This window comes from Bradyrhizobium sp. DN3 (assembly GCF_041357655.1).
GTDB lineage: Bacteria > Pseudomonadota > Alphaproteobacteria > Rhizobiales > Xanthobacteraceae > Bradyrhizobium.
The window spans coordinates 75,203-88,222 of the sequence record NZ_JAULLN010000018.1 but is presented as its reverse complement, the minus strand read 5'-3'; the positions used below and the strand labels follow the sequence as shown (position 1 = coordinate 88,222).

The 13,020-nt window shown below is 63.9% G+C and carries 13 protein-coding genes; 2 read left to right on the top strand and 11 right to left on the bottom strand.

The annotated features are described in order from the left end of the window. Positions 1-138: 138 nt before the first annotated feature. Positions 139-825, top strand: a complete 687-nt coding sequence (locus tag AAE027_RS25200; RefSeq protein WP_007598630.1) for a response regulator transcription factor — start codon at positions 139-141, stop codon at positions 823-825. A 58-nt stretch (positions 826-883) separates the two neighbouring features. Further along, a complete protein-coding gene (locus AAE027_RS25195) occupies positions 884-1,327 on the top strand; it encodes a cyclic nucleotide-binding domain-containing protein (protein WP_091882654.1) in 444 nt (147 codons plus the stop codon). 106 nt (positions 1,328-1,433) lie between these two features. Here the strand turns inward: AAE027_RS25195 and xth are convergent, their stop codons facing one another. The 11 genes from xth to AAE027_RS25140 form a co-directional block, all read right to left on the bottom strand. Next, positions 1,434-2,249, bottom strand: coding sequence for an exodeoxyribonuclease III (gene xth, locus AAE027_RS25190; RefSeq protein WP_370989032.1), 816 nt, complete (start codon positions 2,247-2,249; stop codon positions 1,434-1,436). Positions 2,250-2,488: 239 nt separating this feature from the next. Then, positions 2,489-3,244 (bottom strand): outer membrane lipoprotein carrier protein LolA, encoded by a 756-nt coding sequence (locus AAE027_RS25185; RefSeq protein WP_091882660.1) that lies wholly within the window; start codon positions 3,242-3,244, stop codon positions 2,489-2,491. Positions 3,245-3,397: 153 nt separating this feature from the next. Continuing rightward, complete coding sequence (locus tag AAE027_RS25180) at positions 3,398-5,872, bottom strand: DNA translocase FtsK (protein WP_370989033.1); 2,475 nt, start codon at positions 5,870-5,872, stop codon at positions 3,398-3,400. A 9-nt stretch (positions 5,873-5,881) separates the two neighbouring features. Continuing rightward, complete coding sequence (locus AAE027_RS25175; RefSeq protein ID WP_370989034.1) at positions 5,882-7,096, bottom strand: aminotransferase class I/II-fold pyridoxal phosphate-dependent enzyme; 1,215 nt, start codon at positions 7,094-7,096, stop codon at positions 5,882-5,884. A gap of 331 nt (positions 7,097-7,427) precedes the next feature. Next, positions 7,428-7,832, bottom strand: a complete 405-nt coding sequence (locus tag AAE027_RS25170; protein ID WP_370989035.1) for a GFA family protein — start codon at positions 7,830-7,832, stop codon at positions 7,428-7,430. A gap of 202 nt (positions 7,833-8,034) precedes the next feature. Then, complete coding sequence (locus AAE027_RS25165) at positions 8,035-9,483, bottom strand: ammonium transporter (RefSeq protein WP_091882666.1); 1,449 nt, start codon at positions 9,481-9,483, stop codon at positions 8,035-8,037. A 38-nt stretch (positions 9,484-9,521) separates the two neighbouring features. Then, on the bottom strand, positions 9,522-9,860 hold the full coding sequence (locus AAE027_RS25160; RefSeq protein ID WP_008142813.1) for a P-II family nitrogen regulator: 339 nt from the start codon (positions 9,858-9,860) through the stop codon (positions 9,522-9,524). A gap of 427 nt (positions 9,861-10,287) precedes the next feature. After that, entirely contained in the window at positions 10,288-10,890 is a 603-nt protein-coding gene (locus tag AAE027_RS25155; protein ID WP_370989097.1) for an ATP-dependent Clp protease proteolytic subunit, read from the bottom strand. A gap of 41 nt (positions 10,891-10,931) precedes the next feature. Continuing rightward, on the bottom strand, positions 10,932-11,288 hold the full coding sequence (locus tag AAE027_RS25150) for an SRPBCC family protein (RefSeq protein WP_370989036.1): 357 nt from the start codon (positions 11,286-11,288) through the stop codon (positions 10,932-10,934). Next, entirely contained in the window at positions 11,285-11,599 is a 315-nt protein-coding gene (locus tag AAE027_RS25145; protein ID WP_018646000.1) for an ArsR/SmtB family transcription factor, read from the bottom strand. The genes AAE027_RS25150 and AAE027_RS25145 overlap by 4 nt, the downstream gene beginning before the upstream one ends. Before the next feature lie 42 nt (positions 11,600-11,641). Further along, the gene (locus AAE027_RS25140) at positions 11,642-12,943 is read right to left on the bottom strand and encodes an ammonium transporter (protein ID WP_370989037.1); all 1,302 of its coding nucleotides are present in this window, start codon (positions 12,941-12,943) and stop codon (positions 11,642-11,644) included. Positions 12,944-13,020 lie beyond the last annotated feature (77 nt).

Below are 13,020 nucleotides of genomic sequence, written 5' to 3'. Positions count from 1 at the left end.
AGAGTGGTTCTGGCTTGTGAATCGGTAACAGCCCACTACTTCAACACGAACAACAATAACAACGGCGACCCTAACTTTCCCTCGCGGCTGGGTGCGGCATGGATGCGCGCCGAGCCGGATCCAAAAGGATGACCCCCCATGGCCAATGCCCGCAAGATCCTGATCGTGGATGACGATACCGATCTGCGCGATACGTTGGTGGAGCAATTATCGCTGCACGAAGAATTCGAAGCGTCCGCCGTCGATACCGGCGCCAAGGGCGCGAGCGCCGCAAAGGCCAATGCTCCCGATCTCGTTCTGATGGATGTCGGCCTGCCTGACACCGACGGCCGCGAGGTGGTCCGCTCCCTGCGCAAGGGCGGCTTCAAGGCCCCGATCATCATGCTGACCGGCCACGACACCGATTCCGACACGATTTTGGGGCTGGAATCCGGCGCCAACGACTATGTGGCAAAGCCCTTCCGCTTCGCCGTGCTGCTCGCCCGCATCCGCGCCCAGCTCCGCCAGCACGAGGCCAGCGAGGACGCGGTGTTCTCGGTCGGCCCCTACTCCTTCCGCCCGGGCTCGAAGATGCTGACCGCGGCGAACGCGCGCAAGGTGCGCCTCACCGAGAAGGAGACCGCCATCCTCCGTTTCCTTTACCGGGCCGGCCAGATGCCCGTCTCGCGCGAGACCCTGCTCCAGGAGGTCTGGGGCTATAATTCCGGCGTTACCACCCACACGTTGGAAACCCACATCTACCGCCTTCGCCAGAAGATCGAGAAGGATGCCGCCAACCCGGAAATCCTGGTCACGGAAGCCGGTGGCTACAAGCTGGTGCCGTGATACGCTTCGGGGGCCCGCGAATCGTTTGAGATCGCGCGCCTTTGAGCCTCGGACCTGAATGTCAATCGACGACGATGTAGCGCTTCTCGAGCGAGTCCCGACACTGCGCCTGTTGGGAGACGCGTCGTTGCGCATGCTGGCGATCGGCTCCGAGCAGCGGAACTTCGTCCGCGGCGACGTCCTGTTCAATCTCGGCGACGAGGCCGATGCCGGCTTCGTGGTCCAGCGCGGCGCCTTCCGGGTCGAGGACGGCGCTGGCGCCGAAATGATCGCCAGTCCCGGCGCACTGATCGGCGAGCTCGCGCTCGTGGTGCCGATGAAGCGGCCGTCGAGCGCGGTTGCGCTGGAGCACGCCTCCGTCATTCGCATCGCGCGCAGCCTGTTTCAGCGCGTGCTCGAAAGCGACCCCGCCGCCGCGGTTCGCCTGCGCGACGAATTCGCGGTGCGCTCCAGCCAGATCGCCAGCGATATCCTGATGGCCGGTGCGAAGCTGACGAGCTGAGCTGTCGTAGCCCGGATGGAGCGAAGCGTAATCCGGGACAGCCTTTCCGTATGCAAGAACCCCGGATTGCGCTGCGCTCCATCCAGGCTACGGGCTTCCCGAGAGGCTACACCTCCAGCGTCACCGTGACGGGGACATGGTCCGACGGACGCTCCCAGCTCCGGGCATCGCGAAGAATCTTGAAATCACTGACCGCATCCTTCAGCGCGCGCGAGACCCAGATATGGTCGAGCCTGCGGCCGCGATCGCCGACGGTCCAGTCGGCGGAGCGGTAGCTCCACCATGTATAGACCTTCTCCGACATCGGAATGCGCTCGCGCGCGACGTCGATCCATTCGCCGGCCGACAGCGCTGCCTTCAGCTTCTCGGTTTCGACAGGCGTGTGCGACACCACCTTCAGGAGCTGCTTGTGCGACCATACGTCGTTCTCGTGCGGGGCGACGTTGAGATCGCCAACCAGGATGTGACGGTCCTCGCCGCGCGGATGCAGCGGCTCGCAGGCCTTCATCTCGTCGAGGAAACGAAGCTTGTGGTCGAACTTCTCGTTCAGGGCGGGATCGGGAATGTCGCCGCCGGCGGGCACGTAGAAATTATGCAGCACCAGCGGCTTTGCGATGTTGGCCTTCTCGCCGAACGATACCGAGATGTGGCGCGAATCGATCTTGTCGCAGAAGGTGCGGATATCCTTCGATTCGAACGGGATCTTCGAGACGATGGCGACGCCGTGATAGCCTTTCTGTCCGTTCAGCGCGACGTGCTCATAGCCGAGCCGCTTGAAGCGCTTCAGCGGAAAGGCGTCGTCGATGCATTTGGTCTCCTGCAAGCACAGCACGTCCGGCCGCGCGCTCTTGAGGAATTTCGCGACCAGATCGATGCGCAGCCGCACCGAATTGATGTTCCAGGTTGTCAGGGAGAGACGCATGAGGGATGCGTCTTAGCAAGCTCTCGTAGGGTGGGCAAAGGCGCAAAGCGCCGTGCCCACCGTCTTTTCGGGTGCGAGATGTGAGGATCTGGGCGTGCTTTCGGTAGGGTGGGCAAAGCGACTTGTCCGCCGTAGCTCGAAGAGCGAAGGCGGAAGCGTGCCCACGTGCCGATCGCGAGGAGGAAAGATGGTGGGCACGGCGCAAATGCGCCTTTGCCCACCCTACGGCAGCGGAGCGCTCAACCCGGCGACGGGCCGTAATTGGTGAAATCGATCTTGAACATGCCCGGATCGAGCTTCTTGCTCGAATCCAGATTGTAAACCGCGATCGTGGTGTCGTAGCCCTGCGGGTCGGTGACGGTCCACTGCTTCAACTGGCCGTCCTTGGCGCCGAACATCAACAGGAGGCGGCTGGTGCCGACCAGCGCCTGCTTCTCCTCGATAGTGACACTGGTGAAGACGTCGTCGGCCGAGACGTTGACGACGTTGGTGTCCTTCATCAGGTCGATGCGATCGGACAGCAGGAAACGCAGCGGCGTCTGCGACAGCGGATAAATGTCCTGGGTCGCGAGCTTGCGATCACGCACCACCAGCGAGGATCCATCGGCGACGATGTCGATCGGGCTCGGCGCGTCATATTCGAAGCGCACCTTGCCCGGTTTCTGGATGTAGAAATCGCCCTGCGTCTTGCTGCCGTCGGGGCCGACCTGGACGAAATTCCCGACCAGGGTCTGGAGCGAGGAGAGATAGGCGCTGATCTTGGCGGCCTGCGCCTTTTGGTTGGCATCGAAGGTCTGGAAGATGCTGCTCGGCACGTTGCGGCGCGGATCCGGGATGACCGGATTCGGCGGCGCCTGCGTCGCACCGGTGACGGCGGGCCCTCCCCCCGCCGCACCGCCATCGCGGCCCTTCGGCGCTGGCTTCGGCACGGGCACGGTCTGCGCGAACGATGTAGCGGTCACCATCGCGGCGGTGACGAGAAGCACGCCGGCCACGCGCGCGCTTCGCACAGCGATGGTGGCAGCGAATCGAATGTCCGGATGTCTGATCAACGCGTCGTCCTAACGTGGCTGGGCGCCTTTTAGCGTGATTTCTGGCAAAAGCAGATATCGATTTTGCGTGAAATGATGCGTTGAGGCCGCTTTGCCTCACATATGGCTGTCTTCTTCCTCGACCAGAATCTCGCGTTTGCCGGCGTGGTTGGCGGGCCCGACGATGCCTTCCAGTTCCATGCGCTCCATCAGCGATGCGGCGCGGTTATAGCCGATTTGCAGGCGGCGCTGGATGTAGCTGGTCGAAGCCTTGCGGTCGCGTTTGACGATGGCAACGGCCTGCGAGAACAAATCGCCGCCGCCGTCGGCACCCATGCCCGTGGCGTCGAACACTGCGCCGTCCTCGTCCTCGGTGGGTTCTTCGGCTGTGACCGCTTCGAGATATTCGGGCTGGCCCTGCGTCTTGAGGTGACGCACCACCTTCTCGACCTCCTCGTCGGAGGCAAAAGGTCCGTGCACGCGGCTGATGCGGCCGCCGCCGGCCATGTAGAGCATGTCGCCCTGGCCGAGCAGCTGCTCGGCGCCCATCTCGCCGAGAATGGTGCGGCTGTCGATCTTGGACGTGACTTGGAAGGCGATGCGGGTCGGGAAGTTCGCCTTGATGGTGCCGGTGATGACGTCGACCGACGGCCGCTGCGTGGCGAGGATCACGTGCAGGCCGGCGGCGCGCGCCATCTGCGCCAGACGCTGCACCGCGCCTTCGATGTCCTTGCCGGCGACCATCATCAGGTCCGCCATTTCGTCGACGATGATGACGATGTAGGGCAGCGGGTCGAGCGAGAGCTTCTCTTCCTCGTAGATCGCTTTGCCCGTCTCCTTGTCGAAGCCGGTATGCACCGTGCGCGTCGGCTCCTCGCCCTTGGCCTTCAATTCGAGCAGGCGCGTGTTGTAGCCGTCGATGTTGCGCACACCGAGCTTGGCCATATTCTTGTAGCGCTCTTCCATCTCGCGCACGGCCCATTTCAGCGCGACCACCGCCTTCTTCGGATCGGTCACAACAGGCGTGAGCAGATGGGGGATGCCGTCATAGACGGAGAGTTCGAGCATCTTCGGATCGACCATGATCAGCCGGCACTGGTCGGGGCGCAACCTGTAGACCAAGCTGAGTATCATGGTGTTGATGGCGACCGATTTGCCGGAGCCGGTGGTACCGGCGATCAGCATGTGCGGCGTGCGCGCGAGGTCGATGATGACGGGGTCGCCGCCGATGGTCTTGCCGAGGCAGAGCGGTAGTTTTGCAACCGTGTCGGTCGCCTCCTTGGCCACCAGCAGTTCGCGCAGGTAAACTTTTTCGCGATGCGCGTTCGGCAGCTCGATGCCGATCGCGTTGCGGCCGGGTACGACGGCGACGCGTGCCGACAGCGCGCTCATAGAGCGCGCGATGTCGTCGGCAAGCCCGATCACGCGCGACGACTTGATGCCGGGCGCCGGCTCCAGCTCGTACAGCGTGACCACGGGACCCGGATTGGCCTTCACGATCTCGCCGCGCACGCCGAAATCCTGGAGCACGCCTTCGAGCGAACGGGAATTGGTCTCCAGCTCGGCCTTGCTGAGCGGCTGGCGGTCGCCGGCCTTTGGTGCGGCCAGCATGGAGACGGACGGAAGATCGAACTTGTCGGAGGATTTCTTCGCAGAACTCTTCGGCGCGACCTTCTTGCGCGGTGCGCGCGCGGCAGGCTCCTCGTCTTCCTCTTCCTCCTCCTCTTCTTCGTACTCGTCCTCGTGGTCCTCGTCTTCGGACTGCGGTGAAATCGAGGGCGCGGCGCGGCCGCCGCCGAGATTGGGCTCCTGACGGCTGAACTGAGCGGCCTTGGTCTTCGGCCCGCTCGAGACCAGCGAGCGGTAAGCGGCACCGAAGAGCCAGATCAGTCGCGCCTTGGTGCTCATCAAGGCGTGGAACAGCCAGCCCAGCGACACCGAGCCGCGATCGCTCTCCTCATCTTCGTCGAGCGGTTTGTCGTCATCCTCGATCTCCGCGAGCTCGTCGTCATGCTCGCGTGCGCCGAGACCGCAGGCGATCAGGAATGTCACGGCCATCGCGGCGAACAGGATCGTGCCCAGCACGATGCGATAGATTGTTCCCGCAGGTCCGAAGATCACGGCGGGCGCGCGCACCAGCGCGTCGCCGACCACCCCGCCGAGGCCGGTCGGCAGCGGCCAGGCGCCGCCATGCGGCCAGCAGCTGACAAAACCCGCGGCGATCACCGTGCAGAGAATCCAGGAGCCGAGCCGCAGCGCTTCGCGGTCGAACGGGCGATGCGTCATCATGCGCCAGCCCCAGACCGCGACGGTCAGGACCAGCATGATCGCGCCAAGGCCGAGGATCTGCATCGAGAGGTCGGCACCGATCGCACCGGCATAGCCGAGGATGTTGCGGATCGGCCGTGAGGTGGCGTGGCTGAGGCTGGGATCCTGCACCGACCAGGTCATCAGCGCCGCCGAGGCGACGCCCGCCAGCGCGATCAGGCCGAGGCCGGTGAGCTCGCGCAGGCGCCGTGCCAGCCCCTCTCGGATCGAGGGCGGCAGATGGCCGACCAGTGGAATGACACGTTCGATTGCCGACATGCTCATGGGCCCCGCCTAACCCAGAGTCTCGACCAGGCGGTGCAGCGCTTGCGCCGTGGTCTCGCCGTCCTGCACCAGCGCGAGGCGAATATAGCCCGCGCCGGGATTGAAGCCGTCAGGCTGGAGCCGCGCCAGATAGCTGCCGGGCACCACGCGCACGCCTGCTTCCGTGAACAGTCTCAGCGTCACCGACACGTCGTCGCCGAACGCGGACGTGTTGAGCCAGACGCAGAAGCCGGCATCGGGCCGGCGATAGCCGTAACGATTGCCGATGATCTGGTCGGCGAGATCGAACTTGATCCGGTAGAGCCTGCGGTTCTCCTCGACATGCGCTTCGTCGCCGTAAGCAACGGTCGCGACATGCTGGAGCGGTACCGGCACCTGCGGCGCTGCGATGTTGCGCAGCTCCAGGAACATGCCGATGAACTTCTTGTCGCCGGCGGCGAAGCCGACGCGCAGGCCGGGCAGGTTGGAGCGCTTCGACAGCGACTGGAACGCAACCACGCGGGTGAAATCGGGGCCGGCGCATTCGAGCGCGCTGCCCGGTGCCTCGCGGGTGTAGATCTCGGAATAGCATTCGTCGCTGAGGATGACGAAGCCGTAGCGGTCGGCGAGCTGCTTCAACCGCTTGAAGTAGTCGGGCTTGGCGATCGAGCCTTGCGGATTGGCGGGCGAGGCCAGATAGAACGCCACGGTGCGCGCCAGCGTCGCTTCGTCGATGGCGTCGAGATCGGGCAGGAAGCCGTTTTCGACGGTGGTCGGCAGATAGACCGGCTCGCAGGCTGCGGCGCGAGCGCCAGCGCCATAGACCGGATAGAATGGGTTCGGCATCAGGATGGCAGGCTTGCCGGGGCGCGGGCCGACATAGCGCGCCGCCGCGATTGCGGCGAGGAACAGCCCCTCGCGGCTGCCATTGAGGACGAGAATCTCGTTCTCGGGGTCGAGCGGCCGCGGCAGCTTGAAGCGCGATGACAGCCAGGCGCCCGCCGCGTTGCGGAAGGGGTCGGTGCCCTTGTTCGCCGGGTAACGGCCGAACTCGGCGATGTGCTTGGCCAGCACCGGGCCGACGAAGTCAGGCACGGGATGCTGGGGCTCGCCGACTGCAAGCGTAATCAAGGGTTTACCCGGCTGATGCGGGCCCAAGAGCTCGTTCAGCCGGACGAAGGGCGAGCGTTCGCTGTCGGAGCTTCCACTGGCCTGCGGCGCACGGGATGAAGCGGTCATGACCATTCTGGGCGCCAGCACTCTTGGAACAGCCGGTCGCACCAAGCGCCGGCGGGAAGCGGTTCAGTTCACCATAGATAGGGCGAGGTTAAGACGCGATTAACCATCGGCCGCCGCCCCCGTCCAGAGCGGGAATAATGAGGCCGGATAACAACGGGATGCATGACTACAGGGCGGGGCTGGTCCTTGCGGGAGAGGTTCGCGCCGAAGGCGCGGGTGAGGGTTCTCTCCAAATAGGGACTGTCCCGATGTTGAGACATCCTCTCCCGTGGCCGATGCTTCGGCATTCCTCGTAAGAAAGGCGGCCATAGGCCGCCTCTGCCTCGTCATTGCGGTTTCAGCGCCCCGGCAGCTTCTCGAATGCCGGGATGCCCGACGGGATCGCGTGAAACTCCTGCTTATCGCAGGTGTAGATCGCCATTTGTGGATGGAACTGTCCGGGCTCGTCCAGCGTGCCGACCTTCACGACCGCGGCCGGCAGGCCTGGAACCTTGGTCACCAGATGGGTGCCGCATTCGGCGCAGAATTCGCGCGTGACGGCGCGTGCGAGGTCTTTGCGCGTGAACTGCTTGGGCTGTCCGATGATGTAGCTGAAGCCGGCCGCCGGCATTGCGATGAAGGTATTGGGCGCGCCGCCGGTGATGTACTGGCATTCGCGGCAATGACACTGGGCCTGCATCATCGGATCACCTTCGGCCTTGTAGCGCACTGCGCCGCAATAGCATCCGCCTTCCAAACGCATGACGACCTCCCGATTGTTGTTCTTGAGGTCGATATTTCTGCGCCGGCGGTGCGCAATGGCAATGTTTTTCTTCGACCCTCCGACCAAAAGAAAGGGGCTCCAACTTGCGCTGGAGCCCCTCAACGGTCGGGGCATTGCCGGGTATGTGCCCAAACCGTAGGTCTGGCCGCGATCCCCGAGGAGATCGCGACCGGGAGGAGAGTTACATGTTGTAGGCGCGCTCGGTGTGCTCGGTGATGTCGAGGCCTTCACGCTCGCTCTCGACATTGGTGCGAAGGCCGACGATCACATCGACGACCTTGTAGAGGATCGCCGAACCGATGCCCGACCACACCAGCGTGGTGCAGACGCCCCAGAGCTGGGCGATCATCTGCGTGGCGAAGTCGTAATCGGCAACCTTGGGCGGGATCGCGGTGTAGTCCATGATGCCGGCACCACCGAGCGCCGGGTTGACCAGAATGCCGGTGCCGAGAGCGCCGACGATGCCGCCGATGCAGTGCACGCCGAACACGTCGAGAGAGTCGTCATAGCCCAGCGCGTTCTTCACGACGGTACAGAAGAACAGGCAGACCACGCCGACCACGAGGCCGAGGACGATCGCACCCATGACGCCCGAGAAGCCGGCGGCAGGCGTGACGGCCACGAGACCTGCGACAGCGCCGGAGATGACGCCGAGCACCGACGGATGCCCCTTGATGATCCACTCCGCGAACATCCACGACAGCGCAGCGGCAGCGGTGGCGACGAAGGAGTTGGTCATGGCGAGCGCAGCGCCGCCGTTGGCTTCCAGGTTGGAGCCGGCGTTAAAGCCGAACCAGCCGACCCAGAGTAGCGAGGCGCCGATCATCGACATGGTCAGCGAGTGCGGAGCCATCAGCTCCTTGCCGTAGCCGACCCGCTTTCCGATCAGGAGAGCGCCGACGAGACCCGCGATACCGGCGTTGATGTGCACTACGGTGCCGCCCGCGAAATCGATCGCGCCCTTCTTGAAGATCCAGCCGGCGTCGGCGTTGATCTCGTCGAGCTTGGCCTGCGCCGCGGTCTTGGCTGCCGCATCACCCGCCGCAGCGAGCGCCTTGGCCGCATCCTGGATCATGTCCGGGCCGGGCCAGTACCAGACCATGTGCGCGATCGGGAAGTAGATCAGCGTGACCCAGAGCGGGATGAACAGAGCGATCGCCGAGAACTTCATGCGCTCGGCGAAGGCGCCGACGATGAGGGCGGGCGTGATCGCCGCGAAGGTCATCTGGAAGCACACGTAGATGAGCTCCGAGATGTTGGCGTCGACCGAGAAGGTGGCCGCCTTCGAGTCGGTGGTGACGCCCATCATGAAGGCCTTGGAGAAGCCGCCGATGAAGTCGGAACCGCCGGTGAAGGCGAGGCTGTAGCCGTACACGGCCCAGATCACGGTGACGACGCAGACGGTGTAGAACACCTGCATCAGGACCGAGAGCATGTTCTTGGAACGGACGAGACCGCCGTAGAACAGTGCGAGGCCGGGGATCGTCATCAACAGCACCAGCACTGTCGATGTCAGCATCCAGGCGTTGTCTCCCTTGTTGACCGTTGGCTCGGCATAGGCTGCGGTCGCAGCGAACAGGCCGACTGCGAGAGCCGCCAGTCCCGCGCCATAGGGACGCTTAAACGTCATTGTATTCACTCCTGATTGGATAAAGGTTGAGCGCGAAATCAAAGGGCCGCGGCGTCGGCCTCGCCGGTGCGGATGCGTACCGCATGGTCGAGGTTGATGACGAAGATCTTGCCGTCACCGATCTGGCCGGTTTTCGCGGCGGACGTGATGGCGTCGATGGTCTTGTCGACCTGGTCGGAGGCGACAGCGACCTCGATCTTGATCTTGGGCAGGAAGCTCACGGCATATTCGGCGCCGCGGTAGATTTCCGTATGGCCCTTCTGGCGGCCATATCCCTTGACTTCCGTCACCGTGAGACCGTGAACGCCGATGGCGGTCAGGGCGTCACGGACTTCTTCCAGCTTGAATGGCTTGATAATCGCCATAACGATTTTCATGGGTCCTATCCCCGCTTGGCCCGGTCCGGACATGGCCGGGCGTTCTCGACTGGTTCGCCACGAGGGAGAAGTTCACTACGCGGGCTCAGCCGAGACCCGTAGAATCAAATGCCGTGCCAGATCAGGCGCGTTGCCTAACGGATTATGAAAACGCGTGTTTTCGCGTCTAACGCGCATTGCCGTGCGGTGCGATATTACGTCGCGCTCAAAACGTGGTCACGCCTGCTCAAAACGCAGGCAGGACAGGCTGCCGACACAATGTTGCCCATGTGTCGGGCAGTCAAAAGGTATTTTGATACGGGAGGGGACTTGAGAAATATAGAGACCACTGCGCCCGCTGCTTACGGGATACGCTCATCGCGGCGGTCGCGGGTCGAGCAGACGAGCACTCGCCGAGGGGATCCCGCTGAGGGCCGCTGTCGCGCCATCAGATGGCGTCGCGCTCAGCAAAAACCCGGTCGACCAATCCCCATTCGACTCCCTGCTGCGCGGTCATGAAGTGGTCGCGGTCCAGGGTCCGTTCCACCTCCTCTTCAGTCCGTCCGCAATGCTGCGCATAGAGCCTGATGATGCGCCGCTTGGTTTCCTGCATTTCGTTGGCGTGGATCAGGATGTCTGACGCCTGGCCTTGGAAGCCGCCGAGCGGCTGATGCACGTGAAGGCTCGCATTGGGCAGCGCGGCGCGGTGACCGGGTTCGCCGGCCATCAGCAGGAACGAACCCATGGAGCGCGCAGTGCCCATGCACAGCGTATGAACCGGCGCCTTGATGAACTGCATGGTGTCGTACATCGCGAGCCCGCTGGTAACCACGCCGCCATAGGAATTGATGTAGAGATTGATCGGCCGGCTCGGATTCTCCGCCTCCAGGAATAGCAGCTGCGCGCAAACCAGCCCGGACATCGCATCATTGACCTCGCCGTTGAGGAAGATGATGCGTTCGCGCAGCAGCCGCGAGTAGATGTCGAAGGATCGTTCGCCGCGGGCGGATTGTTCGACGACCATAGGGACGAGCTGAAGCATGTCGCGCATCGGCGACCTCCATGTCTGCAGGTGATGACGTCGTGTTGTTGCTAGGCCGCCGCGCGCATCAGGCAGCAATTGCTATTGGCCGGCTGCGGCAGCCTTGTTCGTTCGTCGCAGGCTTGCTGGATGATGCGAAAGCGGGTGCCGCCGTCTTCGTTCGGCTCGATCCGGAAGATGACGTGGCTCTCGCGAAATGGCGGTTTGGAATCGCGAAGCCGGTAGCACACCTCTTCACCTGCGATCGTTGATTCCGGCTCGGCGCCGGCAAGGTCGCAATCCGGCAGCCAGCGCTCGCGCAATGCAGGAATGGTCACGGCGCGCCAGACTTTTGCCGGCGGTGCATCGAAATCATATTCGAGCACGAGGGCTTCGTCGGGACGATCAGGCTTCACGGTGTCGCTCATTGATCCATGTCCTTCAGGAGGTCAGCGAGTGCTTCCATGCGCTTCGGCCAATAGGCGCGGTAGCGCGCAAGCCATGCCCCGATGGCGACAATTCCGTCCGGGTCGACTTCGTAATTCACAAAGCGGCCCTGCCGCTGTTCGCGCACGAGGCCTGCCGCGCGCAGCACCGAAAGATGCTGCGACATCGCGGGTTGGCTGATCTCCAATCCGTCGCGCAAGGCGCTGGCATTCAGGCTTCCGCCAGCGAGCTTTTCAAAGACCTTGCGGCGCGTCGGGTCGGCCAGCGCCTTGAAGATGTCGGCTTCGATCATGGCAACACATAAGCACGTACTTATGTGTCGCGCAAGCCCCTGTTACTGAAGCGCCTCGCCATGCTGCGAGATGTCGAGCCCCTCGAGCTCGTGCTCACGGGATACGCGCAAGGGCACGAACAGGCCGACCAGCTTGAGCAGGACGAAGCTCACCCCTGCCGACCACACGAAGGTGACGGCGACGCCATAGAGCTGGATCAACACTTGCTGCGGGTGGCCCTCGACCAGGCCGGCGGTGCCGCCGATGGCGCTGGTTGCGAACACGCCGCCGAGCAGGGTGCCGGTCAGGCCGCCGATGCCGTGGACGCCGAACACGTCGAGCGAATCGTCATAGTTGAAGCGGTGCTTCAGCCAGGTGCACGCCCAGTAGCAAACCGCGCCGGCAATGATGCCGATGACGATGCCATGCCAGGGCGCCACGAACCCGGAGGCCGGTGTGATGGTGCCGAGGCCTGCGACCGCGCCGGAGATCATGCCGAGCACCGAGGGCTTGCGCCGCGTCGACCATTCGATCGCGCCCCATGTCAGAGCGCCGGCGCAGGCGGCGAGATGCGTTGCAATGATCGCCATCACCGCGCGCGAATTGGCCGCGCCGGCCGAGCCGCCGTTGAAGCCGAACCAGCCGACCCACAACAGGCCGGTGCCCATCACCGCCAGCGAGAGATCGAACGGCGAAAGATTCTCGGTGCCGTAGCCGTGACGGCGCCCCATCACCTTCGCGGCGACGAGGCCGCCGGTGCCGGCGGACAAATGCACCACGAGGCCGCCGGCGAAATCCAAAACGCCCATGCTGGCGAGGAAGCCGCCACCCCACACCCAATGCGCCAGCGGAATATAGACGAAGATGAACCAGGCGACGGAGAACAAGAGATAGGCGGAGAACCGCATGCGATCGGCGACCGAGCCCGCGACCAGCGCCACCGTGATGATCGCAAACGTCATCTGGTACAGCATGAACAGCGATTCCGGGATCGTCTTGGCCGCCGGGTTGACGCTGTCCATGGTCATGCCCGCCAGGAACCAGCGGTCGAGCGTGCCGATCCACGGGCCGTCGCCGACGAAGCACAGCGAATAACCGAACGCGACCCAGAGAATCGAAATCAGCGTCACCGCGGCGAGGCTCTGCGCCATGGTGGCAAGCACGTTCTTCTTGCGCACCATGCCGGAGTAGAACAGCGCAAGTCCGGGGATCGTCATCATCAGCACCAGCGCGGTGGCGACGATCATCCAGGCGGTGTCGGCGGTATTGATCTCGGAGCCTGCGGCGTGCGCCGGCGAGGCAATGGCAGACGCAAATCCGATCGGCGCAGCCATAGCAGCTGCGCGGCGCAAATATCCCGCCATGTCGTTCCCCCCGGCATTAACTGGCGTCGCACGCTGTGGCGTCGTTGCCCGGTGCGATCGAAGAAGATGTATCAGAG